Origin of the sequence: Actinoplanes italicus (assembly GCF_003001815.1) — a bacterium.
Lineage (GTDB): Bacteria > Actinomycetota > Actinomycetes > Mycobacteriales > Micromonosporaceae > Actinoplanes > Actinoplanes italicus.
Genome location: NZ_PVMZ01000035.1, coordinates 36439 through 61317, shown reverse-complemented (window position 1 = coordinate 61317; position 24879 = coordinate 36439). Strand labels below are relative to the sequence as shown.

The following is a 24879-nucleotide window of genomic DNA, read 5'->3' as shown; positions in this document are numbered from 1 at the left end:
CTGGCATCCGTCAGCCGAGTTTCTGGCCGTAGACGTGTTCGACCTTCAACGCCATCAGCACCCGCCGGTCGTCGACCATGACCTGCCGGTACTCGGCCCAGTCCGGGTGTTCGCCGGCCGCGTTGCGGTAGTAGTCGACGAGGGCCTGCACCTCGGGTCCGTCCGGGTCGTCGCCGGGGCCGATCAGGGTCACCGAGCCCTCCGCGGTCGCCCAGGACCGGCCGTCGGCGCTGGTCACCTCGAGGGCGGCCCGCGGGTCGCGGCGCAGGTTGGCGGTCTTGGCCCGGTTGGCGGTGATGGACACGTAGATGGTCTCGGCGTTCCGGTCGTAGAAGTGCGTGACCGGGGAGAGCTGCGGCAGGCCGCTGGCCTTGATGGTGGCCAGGACGCTGAGCCTGCCGCTCGCAATCAATTGACGGGGATCGAACGTGGCTTCGGTCATACCCGTGCCAATTCCCGGTCGCCGCCCGGTATTCCATACCGCCGGGCCGGGTCATGGCCGGCCGTCGGACGCACGGGCCGTGGCTATGCGCGGGCCGCCATCCGGAGCACAGCGATGGACGGCGCGAGCCGGGCGGGGTTCACGCCGCCATCCGGAGCACCACGGTGAACAGCACCAGGCCGGCCGCCGCCGCGAGCGCCAGGCGGGGCAGGCGCAGGCCGCGCCACCAGGGCAGGGCCCAGAGGGCGGCCCACAGGACGAGGAATCCGAGCACGTGGGTGCGGATCAGGCTCCAGGTGAGTTCCTCGCAGCCGTTGCTCGCGCGGACCTGGTCGCAGACCGACGGTGGTTCGCTGCCGGTGGCGAGGATCGCGATGCCGAGGAAGGCCACGAGGGCGGGGGCGGCGATCAGCGTCACCACCGGCACGAGGAAGTACGACACGAGGTCGGTGCGACGGTCCGAGGTCCACCGTGCGAGGCCGCGGGCCGGTGGACGCGGTTCCTCTTCCTCCTCGTCTTCTACGTCCTCCTGCTCTACCTCTCCCGCCTCTTGCTCTTCCTCCCGCTTCTCCTCTCCCTCCTCTTGCTCCGGCATGTCGTCGTCGGCCGGGGCGGGGACGGCGGTGTGACCGGCGGCAGCGATGGCGGCGAGGTCTGCCGCGACGGCTGCGGCCCTCGCCGCCTCGGTCGCGGCGGCTGCGGCGACTGAGGCGGCCTCTGCGGCGGCCTCGGCTGCGGACGCCGCATAGTCGGCGGCCTCGGCCGCCATCAGCACGGCGGCAGCGGACTCGCCGATAACGCCCTCGACATCGACGGCGGGGTCGGCCTGACCGGCGTGATCCGCCTGGTCGACGTGGTCGCCCTGACCGGCGTCGGCGTCGGCGTCGGCGTCGGCGTCGGCGTCGGCGTCGGCGTCGGCGTCGGCGTCGGCCGGATGGTCGCTGGTGTCAGCGTCGGCCGGATGGTCGCTGGTGTCAGCGGCTGGGGTGTCCGGATCGTTCGGCGGGGGCGGGGGCACCTCACCGTCCGTGGCGGGGGTCGGCTCGGGGACGGTGTCGGTGCTGCGTTCGGACATGAGGCAAGATCATAAGTAGCGGCGGGCGATCCAGACACCCCGTCCGGGCGGCGCTCACGACGCGGTGAAGGCGAAACCGGCGGCGCGCAGCCGGGCCGAGGTGATCGGGACGGCCGGGGTGGCGATCTCGCCGCGATAGGTCAGCTCGGGCAGGCCGCATTCGGCGGTGACGCCGGCGAAGAACTCGCGGTTCGGCAGCGGCACGACCGCGTCGGGCACCGCGTTGTAGACGCCGGTCAGGTCGTGGGTGACGACGAAGTCGAGGGCGGCGGCCGCGTCGCGGTAGTCGATGCGGTAGATCAGGGCGTCGCCGTCGAACGGGACGCTGCCGCCGAGCATCCGGTGAGCGAGTTCGGCTCGCTCCGCGTAGTCAATGTCGCGCGGGTGGCCGTACACATCGGGAATGCGCACGACCGCGCCGCGCGGGGTGGCCAGCACCGCCTCCTCGGCCGCGATGAAGTTGCGCGGTGAGGCGTCCACGGCGTCGGTGAGCGGGGTGTCCTCGTGGACCGGGTCGCCGTTGCCGCGGCCGTAGACGGAGATCGAGCTGGTGAAGACCACTCTCGGGTGTACGGCGACGGCGGTGCGGGCGGTGGCGGTGAGGGTGTCGGCGTATTCGGTGACGCGGGCGCCGGCGTCGAAGGACCGGCTGATCCGCGGGCTGACGGTCAGCACGACGGCGTCGGCGTTCTCGGCGATGCGGGCGAGGGCGTCGTGGTCGGAGCCGCGGAGCACGGCGACCTCGGCGCAGACGCTGCCGACCTCGTCGACGCGGCCGGGTGTCGTGGTGGTGCCGACGACGCGGTGCCCGGCGTGGGTCCAGCGGGCGGCCAGTTCCAGGCCGACGTTTCCGCAGCCCACGATGACGTACCGCATCCGCACTCCTCCATGGAAACGCCGTTTCCGGAGCAACCTATCAGGCTGCGGCCGCGGCTACTTCTTTAAGAAATCCTTAAGTCTGAGCACTTCTCGGAACCGCTCCCACGAAAGATCCGTACCTATGCTCAGAAACCCGTCTCTGCTAACGAAAGGCGCATGATGGTTGATTCCCGGCGCATCAGAGGCAGAGCGATCGGGGCGGCGGTGATCGCTCTCGGACTGGGCGCGGCTGTGACCGGCCCCTGAGACCCTCGCCGGGGCAGTCGCGGTTCCCCCAGTTACCTCCCGGCTGCCCCGGCGGGTCGAACCCCCGAGCCCGGCTGTGCCGTACCGCTGCCTCAGCTCGCGTGAGACAGCGGTACGGCACAGCCGGGTTTCTCACGGACCAATACCCTAGTTGACATATAGGATTAGAGGGTCGACGCTCGGAGTCATGAGCACCCTCGATCTCACCGCGGACGTCGTCGTGGTCGGCGGCGGACCGGCCGGCACCTGGGCCGCGCTCGCCGCCGCCGAGGCCGGCGCCGACGTGATCCTGCTCGACAAGGGGTACTGCGGTACCAGCGGTCCGACCGCCTCCGGCGGCACCGGCGTCTGGTACGTCCAGCCCGAACCCGCCGAACGCGAGAAGGCGATGGCCAGCCGGGAGGCGCTCGGCGGCTTCCTGCAGGACCGGCGCTGGATGGGCCGGGTGCTGGACCAGACGTACGAGAACATGAACCGCCTCGAGGCCGAGGCCCGTTACCCGTTCCCGATCGTCGACGGCTCGCCGTACAAGAAGGGCGTTCAAGGCCCCGAGTACATGCGGCGGATGCGCTCGTGGATCAGGCGGGCCGGTGTCCGGATCCTCGACCACAGCCCGGTCACCGAACTGCTCGTCGACGGCACCGGCACTGTCGCGGGCGTCCGTGGCCACCGGCGGCAGCACGACACGGACTACCGCGTCCGGGCCGGGGCCGTGGTGCTGGCGACCGGCGGGTGCGCATTTCTCAGCAAGGCGCTCGGCTGTGATGTCGCCACCGGGGACGGGGCGCTGTTCGCGGCGGAGGCCGGGGCTGAGATGTCGGGGATGGAGTTCTCCAACGCGTACGGCATCGCGCCCGCCTTCACGTCGGTCACGAAGACGGCGTACTACAGCTTCGCCACCTTCTTCCGTGGTGACGGCAGCCCGCTTGAAGGTGCCGGTAGCCAGGGTGGCCGGTCGGTCATCGCCGCGGAGCTGCTGCGTTCCGGGATCGTGCTGTGCAGCATCGACCAGGCCACCGCCGAGCAGCAGGAACAGATGCGGCTCGGGCAGCCGAACTTCTTCCTGCCGTTCAACCGGCTCGGCATCGACCCGTTCACCGACAGGTTCCCGGTCACGCTGCTGCTCGAAGGGACCGTCCGGGGCACCGGTGGTATCCGGATCGTCGCGGATGACTGCGCGACCACGGTTCCGGGGCTGTACGCGGCCGGTGATGCCGCCACGCGGGAGTTGATCTGTGGAGCGTTCACCGGTGGGGGCAGTCATAACTCGGCGTGGGCGATGTCGTCGGGGACGTTCGCCGGGCGGGGTGCCGCGGCGTTCGCCGTCGGGCTGGGCGCTGGTGCGCGACGGCGGAAACTCAGCGGGGTCGGTGGGGTCGGGATCCGGCCGGACTCGGGTGGGACCGGGGTGGGGCGGCGGGAGGCGCTCGACGTCATTCAGCGGCAGGTGCATCCGTACGACAAGAACTATCTGCGGCACGGTTCCCGGCTGCGGCCGGCGCTTGCTCACCTCGACTCGGTGTGGGACGGGCTGCGTGGTGGGGTGGTGGCCGATGGCGGTGAGCTTCCCGGGCTGCGGCAGGCGGCGGCCATGGTCGCGCATGCGCGGTGGATGTACACCAGCGCGATCACCCGTACCGAAAGTCGTGGCATGGCCCATCGCGAGGAATTCCCGGACCAGGACCCGAATCAGTACCACCGCCTTGCCGTCGGTGGCCTGGACCGCCTGTGGACCAGGCCCGAATCGGTTACCGGCCGCGAGCTGGCGGTCGCCTGATGATCGAGCTGGTCTCGTCGTCGCGGTGTGTGAGCTGCGATGTGTGCGTGGCGGTCTGCCCCACCAACGTGTTCGACACCGGACCGGGTGGGATTCCGGTGATCGCGCGGCAGGGCGACTGTCAGACGTGCTTCATGTGTGAGGCGCACTGTCCGGCGGACGCGCTGTTCGTCGCGCCGGTGACCCATCCGGTGCCGGCGGACTCGCCGCTGCGCGATGAGGAGCACCTGGCCGCTTCCGGGATGCTGGGTAGTTACCGGCGGGAGATCGGCTGGGGGCGCGGCCGGAAGCCCGGGGCGCGCCTGGCGGTCGGCCCGGAGCTCGGCCCGGCCCGGATCACGCCCTCAGCCGTCTAGCTTCGGCGGTTCCAGCCCAACGGACCTGGTCGTACGCTCCACCAGACGCGTCTCCACCAGGAGCGACGTTCCCGCAGCGCCGCCGAGTACGCGACCACCTCGGCGGCGGCCCGGTCGGCCTGTCCCCCGTCGGCGGCCTCCGGCGCGAACCCCGCCGTGTTGACCGCGTCCACCAATCCGTCCAGCCCAGGCAGCGGCACCTCGCCCGCGTCTATCTGTGGCTCCGGGTTCTCGGGAACGGCGCGGCGAAGCAGCCCGGTGCGCTGGGGCGGCCGGGGCAGGACGGCCGCGTGCCGTACCGCCTCCGTGGCCGACAGATCCGCCGGAACCGGCCGCCCGGCCAGCCGCAACGCGTCAGTGAACTCCAGCCAGGCGCCGGCGATCCGCTGACCCGGGTCACCGGTCGTCAGCCGCCGTTTTCGCTGGGCGCCGCGCAACCAGGCCACCGCGGCCGCCGCTCCGGCCAGCAGGAACAGCAGACCGCTGGACGTGCCCGACGCGACCAGCACGGCGGACGGCCCGTCCTGCGCGGGCGGCGCGGCGACGTCCGCGAGCGCCGACTCGGACCCGCTCGGAGTCGCGGCCGGCGGCTCCGACTGTGACGGTGGCGGGCTGGGCGTCGGCGGGGTGAAGTCCTCCTCGACCGGCCGTACCTCATCGGTCTTCGGCATCGGGTCGAAAGCCACCCAGCCGAGGCCGTTGAAGTAGACCTCGGGCCAGGCCACGGCGTCACCGGCGGTGACCGCGCCACCGGTGACGGGCGCGTGGAAACCGACGACGACCCGGGCCGGCAGGCCGGAAAGGCGGGCGAGGACCGCGTACGCCGCCGCGAACTGCTCGGTCGTGCCCTTCTGCCCGCCGATGTCACGCCGGCCGAACAGGAAGTGCCGCAGGTTCGGGTAGGCGTGCCCGCTCGGCGCGTCGGCGACGTGCCGGTAGTGCTCGGCCAGGAACGTCTCGATCGCGACGGCACGGTCGTACGGCGCGCCGCTGCCCTCGGCCAGGTGCTCGGCGAGCCGCTGGATCTGGTCCGGCGCGCCCGAGCCGACGGCCAGGTAGCGGACCATCGCGTCCCCGGCGGGCACGTCGGCGAACGGCAGCTGGTTGAGGTCCGGCTTCTCCACCTGCGAGACGGCCGTGTAGCTCAGCCCTTCGGTGAGGCCCTCGGGGCGGATCAGGGTGCCGCTCGCCGCGTCGTAGGCGACCCGTGCGCCGGTGATCCGGGTCGGTGTCGGCACGGCGGGCAGCAGGCGGCCGGTCAGGCCGGTGATGGTGATCTGCTGCTGGGTCTCGGTGAGTTCGGTGCCGGCGGGTACCTCGGGGGCGGGCAGGACGCGTCCGGCGTTGCGGTAGAGACCGCCGACCTTCCACGTGACGCCGTCGTAGTCGGACAGGACCGCGAGCCGCAGCCGGACCGGCCGCTGACCTTTCGCCCGCGACGCGGCCGGACTCGGCGTCGGGACGGCCGCCGCGTCGCCCGGCCGGTACTCGAGCAGCTGCTGTTTCGGGTACAGGGCCCAGCCGGAGATCCGGTTCAGGGGGCTCTCGTCGAGGCTGTCCACGCGGGGCGGCTGGACGTACCGCCGGGGGTCCACGGGTGTCGCGGTGACATGGTCGCCGATCCAGGGTCCGGCTGCCGCGATGACGCCGACCAGAACGAGCAGGCTCGCGATGGCACCGCCGGCCGCTCGCGCCCGCACTGCCGCGGGAGTGCCCGACGCGATGCCGGAGGAGATGGCCAGGGCCGCGACCACGAGGGCCGCGAAGCCCAGCGTGAGACCGGTCGCGGCCGTGGTGTTGGGCCCGACCACGTACAGCGCGCCCGCATAGACGCCGACCGGCGGCAGGCAGCCGAGCAGCACTCGCCCGCTGCGTACGGCGACCTCGGTGGCGGCCAGCCCCGCGATCCAGATCGCGGCGACCGCGATCACCACGGTGTCGGGTTTGCTCTCCACCGGGATCATGGCGGTGAGCAGCCGCGGAATGCCGTTGGTGAGCGCGTCGCGGGCCGTGTCGACGGTGAGACCGGTCGCGCCCGCCGCCAGGTGCATGGCGAGCGCCAGGTAGCCGCCGAGCAGCACGGCGGAGATCGGCGCCACCGACCACGACGGCAGCCGCCGCATCGCGACACCGGCACCCACCGACCCGATGGCGGCGCCCGCGACCAGCCGGAACAGCAGATCGTCGGCATAGATCCGGCCCAGCACGGCCCCGGCCAGCATCAGCATCCCGGCCAGCGCCACCGGCACCACGGCCCGCCGCAGCACGCTGGTCACCATCCGCGGACTCCGTCCCAGGCGGCGGCGAACTCGGCGCCGTCGACGGCCTCGATGATCAACAGGCGGTCGGTGGGCACGGCGGGTGACGAGTCGCGGTCGCCGAGGATCACGGCAAGGGCTATCGGGTACGCCACGCGCAGCCCACTGACGGCGCCCAGATCGTCACGCCCGCCGGGCCCGGTCAGGAAGATCAGTGTGTCGCCCAGCTTCTGCGCCCGCAGCTGCCGCAGCGTGGCCGCCAGGTCGCCGTCGCCGAGCGTAGCCTCGGTGAGCACGTCGAGGTGCGGCCCGCTGGTGCTGGCCGTGACCAGGTGCAGGCTGACCGGCAGGTCCTCGCGGACGGCCGCGACGGCGATCGAGGCCGCCGCTTCGCAGGCGTCCTCGAAACTGTCGCCGCGGTGGGCGGAGGCCCGGTCGTCGAGGAGCACCACGATCGTCGGCTCGGCGGTGTCGAGCTGCTCGCGGACCATCAACTCGCCGACCTTGGCGCTGCTGCGCCAGTGCACCCGCCGCAGTTCGTCGCCGGGCACGTACTCGCGCAGCGTGTCGAACGTGATGGTGCCCTGCGGAACCTTGTCGGCGTTGCCGTCGAGGCTGCGGGTCAGTCCGGCCGGTACCGCACGCAGCGGATGCACCTTGGGATAGACGCGGACGACGATCGACTCGCCGTAGGCCCGGGCCAGGGTGAGCAGGCCGAGCGGATCACGGCGGGTGACGTGCAGCGGCCCCACCGGCACGAGCCCGCGCCGGTGGGTCGGCACCGGGTAGCTCTCCACCGTGTCGTGGCCGGCTCGCAGGCGCAGCAGCGGCACCTGGACGGTCGCGGAGCCGCAGCGGTCGGTCGCGACGAGGGTGGCGGCGCGCAGTCTGCTGGTGTTGCTGATGGTGAGGGTGACGTTCGCGGGTTCGCCGCGGGCCACGCGGTCGGGGTCGGCGACGCGGGTGACGCCGAGGGTCGGCCGCCAGAAGGCGAACGCCACCGCCGCGAGCAGGGCAGTCATGGCGGCTCCGCCGAGCAGCGCCAGGTCGGGGTAGCCGTATCGGAACCCGACGCCGAGCAGCACCACGGCGGCGACGATCACCCCGATGCCCCGCCCGGTCATGCCACTGCGGGTGCCGCCACGCCTGGGGCGAGGAACCAGCGCCCCGGCCGCCGGGCTCGCGGACGATGACGCGGAGGGCGGGCCGCCGGATGCGGGACCGGGGCCGGTGTCCTGCGGACCGGTCACGCCGGGACGTGCTGGTCGGGCAGCGGGACGGGCACCGAACGCAACGCGTCGGCGAGCACCTCGGCAGCCGTCACACCGCGCAGCTGGGCGTCGGCGGAGAGCAGGACGCGGTGTGCGAACACCGGGCCGATCAGCTCCTTGAAGTCCTCGGGCAGCACGTACCCGCGGCCCAGGATGAGCGCGTACGCGGAGGCGGCGCGGGTCAGGGCGATGACGCCTCGGGGGCTGACGCCGACGCGGACCTGTGGGTGGTTGCGGGTGGCGGCGGCGAGGCGCACGGCGTACGCATAAAGGGGGTCGGCGATGTGGACCGCCGCGACCATTCTCGTCATCTCGCCGATCATGGCGGTGTCGGTGACTGGTTCCAGAGTGTCCGGTGACCGGACCGCGGCACCGCGCAGCACCTCGATCTCGACCTCTTCGGAGGGGTACCCGACGGAGAGTTTGACCAGGAAGCGGTCGAGCTGGGCCTCGGGCAGGCGGTAGGTGCCGTCCATCTCGACGGGGTTCTGGGTGGCGACCACGAGGAACGGTTGCGGGACCGGGTGCGGTACGCCGTCGACGGTGACCCGGCGTTCCTCCATGACTTCGAGCAGCGCCGACTGGGTCTTGGGCGAGGCGCGGTTGATCTCGTCGGCGATGACCAGGTTGGCGAAGACGGGGCCGGGGTGGAACTCGAAGCCGCGGTTGGCCTGGTTGAAGACGGTCACGCCGGACACGTCGGAGGGCAGCAGGTCGGGGGTGAACTGGATGCGCCGCCACTGGCCGCGGATCGACGCGGCCAGGGCCCGGGCCAGGGTGGTCTTGCCGACGCCAGGCACGTCCTCGAGCAGGACGTGGCCTTGCGCGAACATCGCGGTGAGGGTGAGCCGGACGACCTCGGGTTTGCCGAGCACGACGGTGCCGATCCGGTTGGCCAGTTCGGCGGCGACGTCGGCGAATCCCTGGATGTGGGCGGGTGTCAGCACGTCGGGAGGTCCGCCAGGTCGTCGCCGCCCTCGAGGTTCAGCCACGCCCACGGGATGTAGGTCTTGCCCTCGTAGTTCACCTGGATCCACCACGTGCTTCTCTTGTTCTTGTTGTAGACGTAGGCGTACACCTCTTCGCCGGATTTCTTGCAGTAGGTCTGCAGCCGGACACCGTTCTTGACCCAGCCGGCCTGCTGGTCGTCGTCCTGGCGGGTGACCTTGAAGATCTCGTTGCCGTTGCGGCCGCTGACGTCTCTGTCGCAGTAGGTGCGCTGGTCGCCGCTGTCGCCGTTGATGCAGGTGGCGATGCCGTAGAGGGCGTCGGTGGTCTTCGCCATCGTCCCGGCCTTGCTTCCGGCGGCGTTCTTGGCGGTGACCGTGAACGTGTAGGCGGTGCTCGGTTTGAGCCCGGTGGCGTTGAGTGAGCTGCAGCTGCCGGTGGAGCCCTTGCCGCCGGTGACGGTGAGCGTGCAGGTGGTGGTGCCGCCGCCGTTGTTGACGGAGAACGCCACCTTGGCCGTGTTGAACGTCGGGTCCACTCCGGTGACGGTCACGGTCGGCGCCGACACGGTCCGCGCGGTGGCGGTCGCGGCGGGCCCGGCGCCGGCCTCGTTGACGGCGGTGACCTCGGCCTGGACCGTGGCGCCGTTGCCGAGCCCGGTCAGCGTGACCGACGTCCCGGTCGCTTCGGTCTCCTTGCCACCGGCCTTGACGACGTACTTGGTGATCGCTCGCCCGTTGTCGGCCGGTGCCGTCCACGTGACGGTGACCGCGCCCGCTGTCCCGGCGACGGTGGCGGCCGCGGCGTTCTCCGGTTTGCCCGGCACCGTGAACGGCACCACGCTGTTGCTGACCGCCGATGCCTTGGACCCGGCGCCCAGCTCGTTGATGGCCACGACGGTGAACGCGTACTGCTTGCCGAACTCGACCTGGTTCGCCGGCACGGTCAGTGACGCGCTCGCCGACTCCCCGATCGGCGAGGTGACACCTTCGGTCACGGCGGTTACGGCGTACCGCACGATCTTGCGTCCCTGGCCGTTGGCCTCGGGCCAGGTGACCGCGATGGTTCCGTCGGGTTTGGCCTCGGCGACCGGCGGCGCGGCCGGCGGGTCCGGCACATCGGAGGTGGGGACCACGGCGTTGCTCGAGCGGGCGGGTCCGTCGCCCTTGCGGTTGACCGCGTGGACCTGGAACTTGTACGTCTCGCCGTTGGTCAGCCCGTCGACCAGCAGCGACCGCTGGTCGGCGCCGACCTGGAAGGTGCGGCCCGCGCCGGCCACCACGTACCGGGTGATGGCGGCGTTGTTGTCGGGCGCGGCCTGCCAGGAGACCCGGACCTCGGCGTTGCCGGCGGCGGCCCGCACACTGCGCGGCGCGCCCGGTTTCGCGGCGACCGGCTTCTTGGGCTTCTGCTGCTTCGGCGGCGCGGGCGGCGTCTTCACGGGCGGCGGGTCACCGCCGACGACCTGGTCGGTGTCCTTGTCGACGGACCGGACGGTGTGCTGGTCGTCGACCACGCGTGCGGTGGTCGAGCCCGGCGCGTTGATGAACAGGTGGTCCTCGCGGACGTCGAGCTCGAGGTCGCCGCCGGGTTGCGGGATGTCGATCGGGTCCTGGGGCTGCCCGTTCTGGTCGAAGACGTGCACGGTGCCGTCGTCCTCGGGCACGTACAGATAGCCCTCGTAGGGGATGGCGGGCTGGATCTCGCCGCCCGAAGCGGGCACCGCGACGTCATGCACGCCGGTCGCGTCGACGGTGTAGACCCGCCGGTCGTCCGGAACGGTCACCGCGATGACGTCGCCCTCGGTGCGCTCCGGCAGCTCGCCCGGCCCGCCCAGCGGCAGCGTCGTCGGCTGCCCGGCGCCCTTGTCGTCGACGCGGACCAGGGCGTTCGTCGTGCGGTCGAGCACCGCGATGCCCTCGGACATGGCCGTCACCGCGAGGTCGTGGCTGGGTGCGGCCACGGGGTCGGTGCGCAGTCGTGCAGGCCCGGACTCGCCCGGCTCGATCGCCGTGACGGTCCCCTCGCTCGGTGCCGCGACCCACAGCCGGCCGGCGCCGTCGAAGACACCGCCGTTGATACCCGGCGGGAACTGCAGCGCCTCACCGATCGGCTGGAGGGTGGCGGCGTCGACCTGCTGGACCTTGCCCTGCACCGCGTCGGTGATGAACGCCGAGTCGCGGTGCAGCGCCACGCTGACGCCGATGCCCGGCTGGGTCTGCTGGTTCCAGTAGAGCTGCAGGTCGGTGAGATCCATCGAGGCGACCGCGCCGGACTGGACGTCGCGCAGCAGCACGAACCGGTCGCTCTGGCTGACCTGCATCTGGTGGCCGCGGGACCGGGCGACGTCGGCGCGGGTGTCCACACGCGCGCTGGTGCCGTTGATGCGGGCGAGCTCGCCCTTGCCCTTGCTCCACACCCAGGACGCGGCGTCGAAGCTGGCCAGCGCCTCGTCGGCGGAGCCGAGCCCGCGCACGGTCAGGCCGAGGCCGGCAGCGAGCACGACGACGGTGGCCATGGTGACCAGTTGGCCCCGGCTGGGCATCCGGCGCCTACGCGTCGCCACCGTGGTGGCGTCATTGCTGGTCACTGCGGTCGTCCTCCCCGTCGAGCTGGTCTAACCGCCTCAAGGACGCAGGCCATCATAGGGAAAGCGAGGTGCTCGTCGATACCCGGCTCATCAGCCTGTGGATAACTTATGAACGCTCCGTGCACACCTGACTCGAGCTGGCGAACCGGTCCGTGCCATAGACGGCCACCACTGCGAAGCAGTATTCGAGCTTCGCATTCAGGCCCTCGACCAGGGCTTTCGTCTTTCCGAGGCCGACGTTCGACACCGGTTTGAGCTGCTGCCCCTCACGGGCCATGGACACCACGAACGGCACTTTGCCCTTGGTGGGATCACGCCACGTGAGCTCCACAACGGCACCTCGGTCGTCGAGGCGTACCGCTGACGGTGGATCCCCGGCCAGGACCGGCCCCGTCGAGGCGGTCGCCTGTGGACCGCTCGGTGACTGTTCCCGATCAACCAGCACAACCACGAGCGCACCCACGGCGGTGAGCGCCACGAGGGTCGCCGCGACGGTCAGACCAACGGCGAGACCACGACCTTTTTGCTGGTACGGGTGAGCAGGCGCGCCATTGTCGGCCTGATAGGGGTAGGTCTGCACCGCCGGGCCCGGAGCCCCGCCCTGCCACCCCGGTGCGGGTGACGCCTGCTGCGCCGGGATCGGTGCGCCCTGCCATGTTCCCTGCTGTGCCGGAGCGCCCTGCCAGCTCCCGTGCGGGGTCCCCTGCTGTGCCGGGTTCGCAGCGCCCTGCCAGCCCGTTCCTTGCTGCGCCGGGTTTACAGCGCCGTGCCAGCCCGTTCCTTGCTGCGCCGGGTTTACAGCCCCCTGCCAGCCCGTTCCCTGCTGCGCCGGGCTCGGTGAGCCCTGCCAGCTGGGCGGCGTGGTCGTGCCGTGTCCGTCGGGTTGCGAATAGCCGGGGTGGCCCGGTTGCCCGATCGGGTACGCGGGCGGCGCTGCCGCGTGCCCGGCCTGCCCGGTCGCGTATCCGGGTGTCTCCGTATAGCTGACGGGATAGCCGGGCTGCCCGCCGTAGCCTGCCTGGCCGGCCGGGTATCCGGTCTGTCCTGACGGGTGCTCGGGTTGTCCCGGCGGGTACCCGGCCTGCGCGGACGTGTGGTTCGGCTGTATCGGCGGGTGGCCGGTGTAGCCGGGCGGCATGTTGCTGTGGCCGGCCTGCGCAGCGCCGTAGCCCGGCGGCGGGGTGGCCTGGCCTTGCTGGCCGGTTACGTCTCCCGCCTGCGAGCGGCCGGCCTGGTGGTGATCGGCGGGAGGTGCTGGTTGCGGTTGCACGGGCGGCTGGGCCGTACCGGATGACTGAATCTGATCTGCAAGCCCCGCAGATTGCGCAGCGCCCGTCGCCGAGTGGGTGATTGGCAACACATCGGTCGGGCGGTTGATCGCCGCCCTCGGGTCCGCGTCCCCTTGAGCATGCTGCGACGCGTGCGTAACCGGCGGAACCCGGTCGACGGGTGCGGGCGAGACCGCCTGCGCCGACTCGATCGGCGCAGGCTGGACGCGCTGGACCGGCACGGGCTGGACGGGCTCAACGGGCGCAGGTGGGGCGGGCGTGACAGCCTGGACCGGTGCGGGCGGGGCGGGTTTGGCCGCTTGAACGGGCGTAGGCGGGGCGGCTCCGACCGGCTCGGCGGGTGCGGCGTCCGGCCGTACCGCCGATGGATCCTCGCCCAGGTAGGCGCGGGCCCGGGCGATGAACTGATGCCCTTCGCCGAGGACCGAAGGTCCGTTGGCGGCCACCCGGCCGAACGCCTTACGGGCCTCGTGCTTGTTGCCCAGTTCCTCGGCGACCACACCGAGGTCATGCGAAATGTGCAGCATGATCGGATCGCTGTCACCGAGCTTCCACTGCCCCGCCGCGTACGCGTCCTCGAGCATCCGCCGAGCCGCCATCGGATCGTCCGACAGGAGGAAGACGCCCGCGAGCTCACGCTGCGCGGTCAGGACGTCCGGCTCGTCCTCCCCCAGGTTCTCCCGCCCCAGCTCCACGGCACGTTCCAGCAGCACCTGGGCAGGTCCGAGGTCACCGGACGCGATCAGGGCACGGGCACGCTCGAGTGCGGGGGTGAGGGGGGACTTCGACACGCCCGCCATGCTGCCCGTTTCCCCCGCCCGGCGCCACACCCGGCCCCGACCCCCGGCCCCCGCTCCGGGCCGGGCAGGGGGCCGTATATAGTTCTGTCCGTGCGGCCGGCAGGGCAGCGAAACCCAGGTGAAAGCCAGGGTGGCGGTCCCGCTAAGGTTGTACACAGCAGGTCCGGGTGGCGGAATGGCAGACGCGCTAGCTTGAGGTGCTAGTGCCCTTTATCGGGCGTGGGGGTTCAAGTCCCCCCTCGGACACGTTAACCCACACCAAGGTCATTCACGTTTTTGATGATTCTGGTGTGGGTTGAATGCTTTCCGCCGCTGATGCGGAATGACCGACAGACCTGGAAGCGGCAACTGCCCAGACTGCGGTGACGTCTCCGGCTCGTCATCTGCTCTGGTGCGTGCTTCGCTTGGCTGGGGTGCCGGGACATCGGTACTCGCGCAAGCCGTGTCCTCGCCGATGTCGAGGGTGATACTGACCGGCGTGCACAGGAGCGTGTACCCCCGCCACCGCAACTGCCGACCCAACTCCCCACCGTCCAGGTCCCGCTGGTCAACGCCGGTGTGATGGGCCAGCTGACGGCAAGCCTCCGCCACCACCTGGTCCTCCCGCAGATAGAGGATCTTCGCGCGGTCTGGCCGCACATCGCGGCCGCTGGTGTAGCCGTGCCGGCACCGGTACCCGGCCCTGCCGTGCACCCACTGCGCTTCGAGGCGCCGCCCGCATACCCCGCAGATCAGCAGACCGGTCAGCTGGTAACGGTGTGGGTTCGCGTCGTCCGGGACGGCGAGTGCGCTGATCTGCTGGGCCCGCAGGAAGTCCTGCTCGCTGACCAGCGGCGGATGCACCACCGCAGTGGAGATCACCCACTGATCCCGGTCGTTCCAGTGATGCGACGGCTTCCGGCCTCCTGGGCGGCTGGTCTTGTCCCCCGGCCGCACCTCGTGATGATCGATGCCCTGCCGGTTCCACACCTGCCGGCCGGTGTACCGCGGGTTCTCCAGAATCGCCGCCACCGTCCGCACCGTCCACGACGTACCAGCACGGTGCGGGTTCCGGGCCCGGTCGTACGCCGACGGCGACAGGGTGCCGTTCGCATTCAACGTCCGCGCGATCCCCGCCACACTCCACCCCGCGAGGCGCTGGGCAAACATCCACCGCACCGTCGGCGCCGTCACCGGATCCGGATCCAACCGGTGCAGCCGCCTGCCCCACCGCGCGTGTGCCGCGTTCGGATGCGGGCCCGCGTCCACCAGCCGATACCCGTACGGCGGCCGGCCACCCAGATGCCGGCCCTGATCCCGCGCCTGCACTCGCATCGCCGCAGTGGTGCGGAACCGCGCCCGCAGGATCTCCCGCTGTGACTGCTGCCCCAGCATCAACATCATCGCCTGATGAACCGAATCCCCCGAATCGACCGGCCCACCCATCTCAGGCAACCACAACCCGACACCATGCTCGTCGAAGAACGGCAACAGACCCTCGAACTGCCGGGTGGAGAAGGCCCGCTCGAACTCCCCCACCACGATCGCATCAAACGGCCGCCCCGGATCAGCGACCGCGGCCAACAGCGCCGCCGCCTGCGGCCGCCGCGACCACGGCAGACTGCGCGAACAGCCAGCGTCGAAGTAGCTGGCGACGATCACCCCGTACCCGGCGATCAGGTGCAGGGCACTGTCGCGCTGCCAACCCCTCGACGACAGATCATCCTGATACTCCACGGTCGACATCCGCCCGTAGAACGCGAACCGCAACGCCCCCGCCGGCGCCTTCTGCGACTGGCCCCGCACTCGTGCAGAGGCGGGACGACTGGTCAACCAAGCGTCCATCAGATCAGCGGCAGGCGGCGTCATGACGTTCACCCCATCCGGTTCGGATGCAGGTGGGAGCAAGCCGGCCAGCGCCGATGACGCCGCATCGACAGCGATCACCTGATGGAGTGACCGCGGCAGTCATCGATCAACTGTCGATACGCCTGCTCATCGTTGATCCTGCGGGTCGGCAGTCGAGCTCGGTCGTTCAGGCCACAATCGCTTCAGGTCTTGGCCCGCCGGGCCCGGGGCAGCAGGTCTCCGAGCAGCGCCTTGCCTACTGGTGCGAAGGTGCTGCTGCTCAGCGACAGCGTCGCGTTGAAGGCGAACACCGCCACGACACCGTCGCTGAAGTACAAGCCGGTGAACGAGCCGATCACCCCGACCAGCGAGAACACCAGCAACCGACTACGTCCGAGGGTGTCCGACAATGAGCCGCCGACGAACCCGGCGAAGATCGAGAAGAACACCGACGATCCGATGACGAACCCGATCAGCCCTGGGGCCAAACCAAGATCGCGGTGCAGGAAGACGGCTAGGAACGGGATGGTGACGGAGTTCGCCAGACTCATGATCCCGGCGCCCGCGATCAGCACTCGGGCCAGCAACGGTATCGACGTGGTCGACGTTGAGGTCATCGCGTGTGAGGCCTCTCCCGGCTCGGTCCTGAAGGCGTTTGCTCTGCGGCACTGGGTCTGGGCTCGAGCTGACGCCAGCGCAGCAGCCCGGCGGCGGGTCAGTGGTCGGCCGTCGGGCGGCTGGGTGTCAGCAGGGCAGCGATGACGGCGCCCACGGCGGAGGCGATAGCGGCGACGAGGAATCCGTTGCGGAAGCCGGCGAGGCTGTCGCTGGCGAAGCTCGCAGCGGCGACGCTGGAGACGACGGCTGCGCCGACGGAGGCACCGAACTCGTGGAAGGTGCTCACGATGCCGGAGGCGACGCCGGCCTCCTGGGGTGCCACGTAGCCGAGTGCTGTGGCCGAGGCGACGACGAACAGGGCACCGGTTCCGGCGGCGGCGAGGGCGACACCGGCGGTGACCGCGAGCGGTTGGAGGGTGATGGCGGGGACTGTCATGCCGGCTGCGGCGGTCAGCAGGGCGGTGATGGCGAGGGGCCGCGCGCCGAGGCGGCCGATGAGGGTGCCGGTGAGGTGGGCGCCGAGCATGGTGATGATGGCGACGGGCAGGAACAGCAGGCCGGTGTGCAGAGCGCCGTAGCCGCGGGCGTGCTGGAAGTAGAAGGTGCCGAGGAAGAAGGCGGCGACCATGAGTGCGGTGGCCATGAGGATGAGGAACGCTCCGCCGGCGACGGGGCGGCGAGCGAGCATCGTGACGTCCATCAGCGGTGAGCGGGCCTTCTTCTGCCACGTGGTGAAGGCGGTGTAGCCGATCGCGGCAGCCAGCACGAGCCCGCCGGTGGCGAGGGTGAGCCAGCCGTGGTCACCGGCTCGGATGAGGGCGTAGATGAGGGTCGCGGTGGCGCCGGTGACGAGTAGCGCGCCGAGGATGTCGAGTCGCGGGCGCGGGTTCTGGCCGGTGGTGGCGGGCAGCACGACGGCGAGTGCGGCGATCACGGCCAGGCCGATCGGGACGTTGATGAAGAAGACCCAGGGCCAGCCGGGCCCGCTGGTGATGAGACCGCCGAGCAGAACACCGAGGGCCGCGCCGCCACCGCCGAGAGCGGACCAGACGCCAAGGGCCTTGTTGCGTTCGTCGCCGGCGAACAGGGTGACGACCAGTGAGAGCGCTGCGGGCGACAGCAAGGCGGCGCCGACGCCTTGGGCGATGCGCCCGCCGATCAGTACCTCGGCGGATCCGGCGAGTCCGGTGGCCAGGGATGCGGCGGTGAAGACGAGCAGGCCAGTAAGCACGACCCGCTTGGCACCGATGAGGTCGGCGATGCGGCCGCCGAGCAGCATGAGGCCGCCGAAAGTGAGGGTGTAGGCGCTGACAGTCCAGGTGATCGCGGCGCGGCTGAGCCCGAGGTCGGTCTCCATCTGCGGGAGGGCGATAGCGACCACGGTGACGTCGAGGATCAGCATCAGTTGGGCGACGCCCAGAAGAGCGAGGAGGCGCCATCGCAGCGGATGCCGGGTAGTGGTCTCTTGGATTTCGTGTGTGGTCATGACACCCTCCGCGATAACTCGTATGCCCGTGTACGACTTACAAGCGGAAGGTTAACTCGTACATTCCCGTACGGGATAGAGTGGTGGCATGGTTTCCGCCGACACCCGCCCGCGGCGGCGCGCCGACGCCGAGCGCAGCATTACGCGCATCGTGTCCGCTGCCCGGGAGTGCCTCAGCCGCGATCCGGACGCGACCATGGAGGACATCGCCAAGGCGGCCGGAGTCGGGCGGATGACGGTGTACGGACATTTCCGGACCCGCCCCGGGCTGGTCGAGGCCGCCCTCGCCGAGGCGCTGCGAGCCGGTGAGCTGACGCTCGGCAGCGTGGATCTGACCGGCGACGCGCGGCAGGCGATGAATCGGCTGCTGGCCTCCAGTTGGTCTCTGGTCGCGGAGTCGGCGGCGCTGCTGTCGGCGGCGCAGCGGGTGCTGCCCGAGGGGCGCCTGCGGGAACTGCACACCGGTGCCGCGGACCGGGTGGAGCAGTTGATCGGCCGCGGGCAGGGCGACGGCGTTTTCCGGACCGATATGCCGGTGACGTGGCTGGTCAACGCGGTGCAGTACATCCTGCACGGCGCCGCGGAGGAAATCCGTCTGGGCCGTCTCGATCCGGCAGAGGCGTCCGATGTCGTGACCGCCACCGTGCAGTCAATCCTGGCCGCTCCGGCACACACCGGCTCCTGAGATTTGTCTGCCGACGCAGCGGAAGGGACCGAGCCCGCCTCGCGGTGCGGCGAAGGCGGGCTCATGGCGCCGGGAATGGGCTATCGGTTCAGCCGTGGCAGTCGTACGGCGAGGGCCGTGGTGGCGGCGGCGAGGGCGAAGCCGGTCCACGGCTGGGCGGCCTGCAGGGCGAACCCGGTGACGGCGAAGGCCGGGAGCAGGACGGCGTAGGCGATGCCGTGCCAGCGCAGCCGACGGTCGGAGCGAGCGATCGCGGTGCCGAGGACGATCGCGGACACGATCAGGAAGGACGTGGCGGTCAAGGCGACGATGAAGAAGGCTGGACCGTAGGCGGTGTCGGCGTTGAGGGCGGGCATACCCGGCGTCCCGGCGAGGTGGGCGCGGCCGATGCCGGGCTGGACGAAGGTGGCGCTGCCGAAGGTCGAGGCTAGAAACACGTTGGTGATCGTGGTCAGGACCAGTCCGGTGATGGCGGTGCGGGCGGCGCGCCCGTTCGCCAGGAACACGGTGACCGCGAAGGCGCCGAGGACGGCCAGGGCTGCGCCGAAGATGCTGGCGCCGAGGTGGCTGATCAGGAAGACGTCGGTGGTGATGTAGCGGGCGTAGGCGTCGAAGTCGTCGATGCCGGGCTGGTGGGTCCAGGTGCTCAACCCGAGCAGGAGGCCGTAGGCAGGTAGTGCCCATAGTCCGGCGCGGGCGGCGCGTCGCGCTCTGCTGCTGGAAGCGGTGGCGTAGGCAGGGTGAGCGTTGGTGTCATTCAGGAGCGTGGGCATCTCGATCGTCTCTTTTCGTTGCGGGTGATGGGTGGGCCGGGGTGGGCCCAGCGCTCCGCCGGAGCCGGTCCGGTTCCGGCGGAGCGCTGGGACAGCACCCGGTGGTCATCGGGTGGCCGGCGTGTTCTCGGGTTGCGTGGCGGCGGGCTTGCCGTTGCGGCCGGTGAGGGTGATCGCGGCGAGGATGGCGGCCGCCAGGGCGATGCCGGCGGCGCCGAGCAGGGCGGCCGAGTAGCCGTCGGTGAGGGCGGCCGGGTCGCCGAGGGCGTCTGCGCCGTGGGCTGCGGCGACGGCGGTCATGGCGGCCAGGCCGAGGGCGGAGCCGATCTGGTAGCTGGTGTTGACGATGCCGGAGGCGAGACCGCCTTCCTCCGGGCGGGCGCTGGACAGGGCGGTTCCCAGCGACGGGATGAACGCCAGGGCCATGCCGAGGGCGGCGACCAGGGAGGCGGGCAGCACGTCGGTCAGGTAGCTGCCGGTCGGGCGGATCAGAGCGAGCCAGGCCAGGCCGGCGGCCAGCACCGCGAGACCGGCGACCAGGGTGGTCTTGGTGCCGAATCGTCCGATGACCCGTGGGGCGAGGACGATCATGCCGACCATGATGAGAACGGTCATCGGCAGCAGCGCCGCGCCGCTGGGGAACGCGCTGAAGCCGAGGACCTGCTGCAGGTACAGGTTGAGGAAGAACCACATCGGGATCCACGCCGCGCCGAGCAGTAACTGGGCGAGGTTCGCCGCCGTCAGGTTCCGGCTGGTGAAGATACCCAGCCGCATCAGCGGCTGACGGCGACGCGCTTGGATGATCAGGAACGCGGCAAGCAGGACCGCCGATCCGGCCAGCGTGAGCCAGGTCGAGGCGGAGTTCCAGCCGGCCTGCGGGGCGCGGACGATCGCGTAGACGGCGGCGGCCAGGCCGCCGGTGACGGTGAGAGCGCCGGCCAGGTCGAGGGAGCCGGGGCGGTTGCCGCCGGCGGGCATGAGCGCCGGGGTGGCGATCAAAGCGAGGACGGCGATCGGGATGTTGAGGTAGAACACCCACGGCCAGCTGACGTATTCGGTGATGACGCCGCCGAGGAACACTCCGGCGGTGCCGCCGGCCGGTGCGGCCGCCCCGTACAGGGCGAGGGCCTTGGTGAGTTCGGCGGGCCGGTTACCGAACAGCATCATCAGCAGGGTCAGTGCGGACGGGGCGATCAGTGCGGATCCTGCGCCCTGTACGGCGCGGGCGGCGAGCTCGAGTTCGACGGTGCCGGCCAGGCCGGCGGCGGCGGAGCCGGCGAGCAGGATCGCCCAGCCGGTGGCGAAGATGCGACGGGCGCCGTACAGGTCGGACAGGCGTCCGCCGAGCAGCAGCAGGCCGCCGAAGGCGACGACGTAGGCGTTGAAGACCCAGGACAGATTGCTCGGGGTGAAGCCGAGGTCGTTCTGCATCTTCGGCAGGGCGACGCCGATGATCGAGGTGTCCATGATGACCATGAACTGGGCGAGGGCGATGAGCGCGAGCGCCCACCACCGGTGCGGACTGCGGGACATGACCGAACCTCCTTGGTACCCCCAGGGGGTATCTGCTTTCCGGCGTCATTGTTACCCCCGGGGGGTATATGCGGTCAAGGGTGTGCGTCGATTGACTTCCGCGTCACAGCATTGGACGTGCCGCTTTACCAAGATACCCTAGGGGGGTACGGTAGCAACTGCTGGAGGGAGCCGGGTCATGGCTCACGGCTACATCACGGACAAGGACGACTATCTGAAGCGGCTGCGCCGGATCGAGGGTCAGGTCCGTGGCCTGCAGCGCATGGTCGACGACGAGACGTACTGCATCGACATCCTCACGCAGGTGTCCGCCGCGACCAAGGCTCTGCAGACCGTGGCACTCGGGCTGCTCGACGATCACCTCGCGCACTGCGTCGTCGGCGCGGCCCGCGACGGCGGACCGGACGCCGACGCGAAGCTGAAGGAAGCCTCCGACGCCATCGCCCGCCTGGTGCGGGCGTGACCTGCTCCCCCAGCTCAGTACCAGTCACACGACAGCAAGGAGAAGCCGATGTGCGGCAGCGACACCGCTTGCGCCTGCGCCACCACGACCCCGGCCACCGAGCCGGCGACGGCGCCGGACGACACCCGGACGGTGTACCAGGTCGCCGGGATGACCTGCGGCGGCTGCGCCGGCCGGGTCAGTAAGCAACTCACCGATGTTCCCGGCGTGCGTGACGTCAGCGTCGACGTCGCCACCGGCGCGGTCACGGTGACCAGCGCCGCGGCGCTCGACGATGACAGCGTGGCTGCGGCCGTCGCCGCAGCCGGCTATCAGCTGGTGCACTGACCGAAGGGAAGGCGTCAGTGCAGCTTTGGCGGGAGGGCACGCCGTCCGCTCTCCCGCCAAGGGACGTCCTCATTTCCGCTTGTCAGCGGCGTTGTACGAAGGCGACCAGTTCGGTACGCCACCCAGTGCCGCTTCACAGCAGTGTCCGCAGGTCGGTGATGAACCTGCGGGCGGCGGCGAGGGACGCGAATCTGCCCGGGACGTCGTAGACCTCCTGTCGCCACGTGTCGGCGGCTTGCGGATCCGTCTCGGGCTCGGACGGTGGCCGGCTGTGCACGGCGAGCCGGGTAGGGGTGACGCCGATCGTGGCGGTCGCCGGGCGGCGGTACCGCAGACCGGTCGCGTAGGCGGCCAGCAGGCGCGGGTCATGCGAGGTTTGCAGCAGGCCGCGGTATTGCTCGGGGATCTCGGTGAGCTGCAGGCCGCGCAGATAGGTGTCGACGTCGGCGCACAGGCCTGTGGCGGGGATCGGGTCGACGGCTACCACGGCGTGGGTGGCGTAGCGTGCCGCGAACAGGGCCGCCAGCGTCGCTGACGGGCCGTGCCCGACGATCACCGGTGCGCGCCGCAGTTGCAGGCTGTCGACGAGCATGGCCAGATCGTCGACGAGGTCGTCGGGTTCGTAACGGTCCCGGCCAGGCGAACCGCCATGTCCGGGCAGGTCGACGGCGACGACGGTGGCGTACGGGCGCAGGTCGGCTGCGGTCGGCCACCAGCACGTCCGGTCGAACAACACCGCGGGGATGAAGACGACTGGCCGGCCGGTCCCGTCCCACAGGTCGAAGCACCACCGTCCCCCGGCAGCATCGAACGGGTGGGTGGTGCGCAGCGGCGGCAGGGTCTCGGTCACGGCAGCGCCCCCGCGTCCGGCAGGTGGCGGCCGCCGGTCGAGCGATGCGGCTGGGACTGGCGCTGGCGCTGATGGGTGAGCAGGGCAGCGGGGAGGGCGTGAAGGTTCACGAAGGTTCGGCTTTCCGCGCAGGGAACAGGTGGACACCACCGCCGGGCGGGGCGTGACGGCCGGCTTTGCCGGGCCCCGGGCAGGCACGAGCGCACATCCGGCGATGCCGGGATGCGTATGCGTGCGCGGTGTCCTATATGCGGCTTACACCGAGTTGGGTCAGGGTGACGGCGGGTGCCCGGGATGCGATCGGTGGCACCGCCGTGTGGGGTGCGCTGGTGTCGGCGCAGGCGGTCATCGCCGGAAGCGCGACGGCGCCGGCTCGCACGGCGGGTTCGGCGACGGGGGCGCTGACCTCGCAGTGCCCGGCTGTGGTGTCTGCCGTCCGGGCTGCCGTAACGTGCTGCCCACTTGCCGCAACGCCGTGATCCGAAACGCCGTGGTGATGCCCTGCGGTAGCCGAATGCCCCGCATGGTGTGCGCCGGTCGGTCCGTCGGCGCAGTGTGCGCTTTGCACGAGCCCGACACCGGCCAGGGTGATCACGACCAGCAGCCAGCGCAGCAGCCACGGGGCTGCCGGCTGGTGGGATCGGGTCACCGGGCCAGGTTACGACATCGCGGGCTCGGTGACCGCAGGCCACTGCAGCGGGCACGGCGACTGCCGGGACGCGTCCGCAGCCGCACCGGCTGATACCGGTGCCGGGTATCTTGCACGGCATGAGTGAGGCAAAACCGGCCGGTCCGCACGGGTATTCGGCGGAGAAACAGGCGCTGATGGCCCGGCTGAAGCGGGTCGAGGGGCAGATCCGCGGATTGCAGCGGATGGTCGACGAGGACACCTACTGCATCGACATCCTGACCCAGATCTCAGCCGCCAAGAGCGCCCTGCACGCGGTAGCCGTCGGCCTGCTCGAGGATCATCTGAAGCACTGCGTGGTCCACGCCGCGGCGGAGGGCGACGTGGACGCAAAGATCAAGGAGGCGAGCGCGGCGATCGCCCGCCTCGTGAAGTCCTGAGCCGGCCGCCTGTTCTTACCGGCCGGGGTCGATCCATTCTCGCAGCTGCTGCGCGGTCTGCGCCGGGTCGACCGACTCGACCGCCCGTTGCTGTCGTCTGTCCTCGTCGAGTGCAGTAGCGATTGCCGCAGCCGGGATCGGAGTGCGCTGGAAGTGCAGTTGGGCACGGAGCAGCTCTCGCCGGTCGGCTGCCGCCGAGGCCTGGCGCCGTTGCTTGCGGACGGCCAGCAGCGCGGCACAGGTCAGCAGGATCAGAACCGCGGCGATGAGTGCCGTCCGTAGCGCGGCAGGGGATTCGGTGCCGGGCTGCGCGACGGCGTTGTCGGTGGGAGTCGCTGTAGCGGTGCGCATGGGCATGGCGGTGACCGTCACCCGGTCGTCGCGGCTGGCATCAATACCGGCGGCTACGGCGATGAGTTCACGGACCTGAGCCAGGTCGAGGTTCGCCGCGGCGGCTTCGTCGACGAGGACGGCGACGCTCAGTCTGATGATGTCGCCGGGGGCTTCACGGCGGGTCTCGTGCAGTTCGTCGAGGGCGTTGACGCGCGACGCGCTGCTACTGTCGTACCGGGTGCCGCCGTTGTCGCCGATGTAGGAGCGCTCGCTGATCCGTTCGGACAGGGCGCCGGCGGACGGATCCTGCTGGTAGGTGGTGCTGGAGGTCGCGACCTGGTCGAGGTCGAGTTCGACGTTGGTGGTGACCGTTGAGCGGCCGGGGCCGAGCACGGTGTCCAGCATGTGCTGCAAAGCGTCGTCCAAGCGGTCCTGGAAGGCCGCGGTGGTGGCATCAGCGGCGAGCACCGCCCGGGTGAAGCCGCCGGTGGCCGGCGAAACGGTGTAGCCACCCGCGGTCGCCTGTCGCTGCGCCATGGTGGCCGCGTATGCGGGCGCGGCGCCGAAACTCGCGCCTCCGGCCAGGGTCAGCGCCACGAGCGCGACGATCAGCCTCCCGGCACGCCCGCCGCGGGGCGACGTGCCCGTGCCCAGGGCAGACGGGACGGAGCGATTTCTCACAGCCTGCCTCTCACAGTTTTTGAACGCCGATCGACCGCCGTGATGGGTGAGACTTCGTGGTCGGGCGATGCGGTTGATGGGGTCTGCCTCATCGCTCGACGGCACGGCTGGTTGAAAGGTCCGGTGGTTGCGGCTCGGTTGCATCGGCGCACCGACCGTCTTGGGTGCGGTCGTCGCCGCAACGGACACCATCGGGCATTCACACCGTGACCCCTGCTTCAGGGATGGCCATCGGTTCGGGCGACGAGCGTCGGACGGTCGGCCACGATGAACCGACCGGCAGTCGCGTCGGACGCGACGAACC

21 protein-coding genes and 1 tRNA gene are annotated in these 24879 nt (G+C 70.9%); 7 read left to right on the top strand and 15 right to left on the bottom strand.

The window, feature by feature from the left end; all coding sequences use genetic code 11:
• Positions 1-10: 10 nt before the first annotated feature.
• From CLV67_RS47195 to CLV67_RS47180, 3 genes are all read right to left on the bottom strand, one after another.
• Complete coding sequence (locus CLV67_RS47195; RefSeq protein WP_106330513.1) at positions 11-442, bottom strand: PPOX class F420-dependent oxidoreductase; 432 nt, start codon at positions 440-442, stop codon at positions 11-13.
• Between the two features lie 139 nt (positions 443-581).
• Positions 582-1517: a hypothetical protein gene (locus CLV67_RS54495; protein ID WP_170154272.1), complete on the bottom strand. Its 936-nt coding sequence runs from the start codon at positions 1515-1517 to the stop codon at positions 582-584.
• 54 nt (positions 1518-1571) lie between these two features.
• Positions 1572-2393 (bottom strand): NAD-dependent epimerase/dehydratase family protein, encoded by an 822-nt coding sequence (locus CLV67_RS47180; protein WP_106330510.1) that lies wholly within the window; start codon positions 2391-2393, stop codon positions 1572-1574.
• Positions 2394-2829: 436 nt separating this feature from the next.
• Between CLV67_RS47180 and CLV67_RS47175 the strand changes: the two genes are divergently transcribed.
• Complete coding sequence (locus CLV67_RS47175) at positions 2830-4419, top strand: FAD-dependent oxidoreductase (protein WP_106330509.1); 1590 nt, start codon at positions 2830-2832, stop codon at positions 4417-4419.
• Positions 4419-4775, top strand: coding sequence for a 4Fe-4S dicluster domain-containing protein (locus tag CLV67_RS47170; protein ID WP_106330508.1), 357 nt, complete (start codon positions 4419-4421; stop codon positions 4773-4775). The genes CLV67_RS47175 and CLV67_RS47170 overlap by 1 nt, the downstream gene beginning before the upstream one ends.
• Here the strand turns inward: CLV67_RS47170 and CLV67_RS47165 are convergent.
• The 5 genes from CLV67_RS47165 to CLV67_RS47145 form a co-directional block, all read right to left on the bottom strand.
• A complete protein-coding gene (locus CLV67_RS47165; RefSeq protein ID WP_106330507.1) occupies positions 4772-7054 on the bottom strand; it encodes a transglutaminase TgpA family protein in 2283 nt (760 codons plus the stop codon). The genes CLV67_RS47170 and CLV67_RS47165 overlap by 4 nt on opposite strands.
• Positions 7048-8157, bottom strand: a complete 1110-nt coding sequence (locus tag CLV67_RS47160; RefSeq protein WP_106330506.1) for a DUF58 domain-containing protein — start codon at positions 8155-8157, stop codon at positions 7048-7050. The genes CLV67_RS47165 and CLV67_RS47160 overlap by 7 nt, the downstream gene beginning before the upstream one ends.
• 122 nt (positions 8158-8279) lie before the next feature.
• Positions 8280-9251 (bottom strand): AAA family ATPase, encoded by a 972-nt coding sequence (locus tag CLV67_RS47155; RefSeq protein WP_106330505.1) that lies wholly within the window; start codon positions 9249-9251, stop codon positions 8280-8282.
• Entirely contained in the window at positions 9245-11797 is a 2553-nt protein-coding gene (locus CLV67_RS47150) for a fibronectin type III domain-containing protein (RefSeq protein ID WP_239166916.1), read from the bottom strand. The genes CLV67_RS47155 and CLV67_RS47150 overlap by 7 nt, the downstream gene beginning before the upstream one ends.
• A 151-nt stretch (positions 11798-11948) precedes the next feature.
• Positions 11949-13931 (bottom strand): tetratricopeptide repeat protein, encoded by a 1983-nt coding sequence (locus CLV67_RS47145; RefSeq protein ID WP_146169598.1) that lies wholly within the window; start codon positions 13929-13931, stop codon positions 11949-11951.
• A gap of 161 nt (positions 13932-14092) precedes the next feature.
• Between CLV67_RS47145 and CLV67_RS47140 the strand changes: the two genes are divergently transcribed.
• Positions 14093-14177 (top strand) — tRNA-Leu (locus tag CLV67_RS47140).
• An 18-nt stretch (positions 14178-14195) separates the two neighbouring features.
• Here CLV67_RS47140 and CLV67_RS47135 read toward each other — a convergent pair.
• From CLV67_RS47135 to CLV67_RS47125, 3 genes are all read right to left on the bottom strand, one after another.
• Positions 14196-15857 (bottom strand): recombinase family protein, encoded by a 1662-nt coding sequence (locus CLV67_RS47135; protein ID WP_239166910.1) that lies wholly within the window; start codon positions 15855-15857, stop codon positions 14196-14198.
• Between the two features lie 104 nt (positions 15858-15961).
• Entirely contained in the window at positions 15962-16375 is a 414-nt protein-coding gene (locus CLV67_RS47130) for an MFS transporter (RefSeq protein ID WP_203737806.1), read from the bottom strand.
• A gap of 98 nt (positions 16376-16473) precedes the next feature.
• Positions 16474-17862: an MFS transporter gene (locus tag CLV67_RS47125; protein WP_106330502.1), complete on the bottom strand. Its 1389-nt coding sequence runs from the start codon at positions 17860-17862 to the stop codon at positions 16474-16476.
• Between the two features lie 88 nt (positions 17863-17950).
• On the opposite strand from CLV67_RS47125, the gene CLV67_RS47120 reads away from it, so the two are divergent.
• Entirely contained in the window at positions 17951-18547 is a 597-nt protein-coding gene (locus CLV67_RS47120) for a TetR/AcrR family transcriptional regulator (RefSeq protein WP_106330501.1), read from the top strand.
• A gap of 80 nt (positions 18548-18627) precedes the next feature.
• Here the strand turns inward: CLV67_RS47120 and CLV67_RS47115 are convergent, their stop codons facing one another.
• Positions 18628-19320 carry a hypothetical protein gene (locus tag CLV67_RS47115; protein ID WP_146169597.1) on the bottom strand — a complete coding sequence of 231 codons (693 nt, stop codon included), beginning with the start codon at positions 19318-19320 and terminating at the stop codon, positions 18628-18630.
• A gap of 105 nt (positions 19321-19425) precedes the next feature.
• Positions 19426-20853: an MFS transporter gene (locus tag CLV67_RS47110; RefSeq protein ID WP_106330499.1), complete on the bottom strand. Its 1428-nt coding sequence runs from the start codon at positions 20851-20853 to the stop codon at positions 19426-19428.
• Positions 20854-21031: 178 nt separating this feature from the next.
• Between CLV67_RS47110 and CLV67_RS47105 the strand changes: the two genes are divergently transcribed.
• Both CLV67_RS47105 and CLV67_RS54050 read left to right on the top strand, forming a co-directional pair.
• Complete coding sequence (locus tag CLV67_RS47105) at positions 21032-21316, top strand: metal-sensitive transcriptional regulator (protein ID WP_106330498.1); 285 nt, start codon at positions 21032-21034, stop codon at positions 21314-21316.
• 48 nt (positions 21317-21364) lie between these two features.
• Positions 21365-21643 (top strand): heavy-metal-associated domain-containing protein, encoded by a 279-nt coding sequence (locus CLV67_RS54050; RefSeq protein ID WP_106330497.1) that lies wholly within the window; start codon positions 21365-21367, stop codon positions 21641-21643.
• Positions 21644-21776: 133 nt separating this feature from the next.
• On the opposite strand, the gene CLV67_RS47095 is transcribed toward CLV67_RS54050, so the two are convergent.
• Positions 21777-22493, bottom strand: coding sequence for an alpha/beta fold hydrolase (locus tag CLV67_RS47095; protein WP_170154271.1), 717 nt, complete (start codon positions 22491-22493; stop codon positions 21777-21779).
• A gap of 768 nt (positions 22494-23261) precedes the next feature.
• Here CLV67_RS47095 and CLV67_RS47090 point away from each other — a divergent pair.
• Entirely contained in the window at positions 23262-23561 is a 300-nt protein-coding gene (locus CLV67_RS47090; protein ID WP_106330541.1) for a metal-sensitive transcriptional regulator, read from the top strand.
• 15 nt (positions 23562-23576) lie between these two features.
• Here the strand turns inward: CLV67_RS47090 and CLV67_RS47085 are convergent, their stop codons facing one another.
• Positions 23577-24575, bottom strand: coding sequence for a flagellar M-ring protein FliF C-terminal domain-containing protein (locus CLV67_RS47085; protein ID WP_170154270.1), 999 nt, complete (start codon positions 24573-24575; stop codon positions 23577-23579).
• Positions 24576-24879 lie beyond the last annotated feature (304 nt).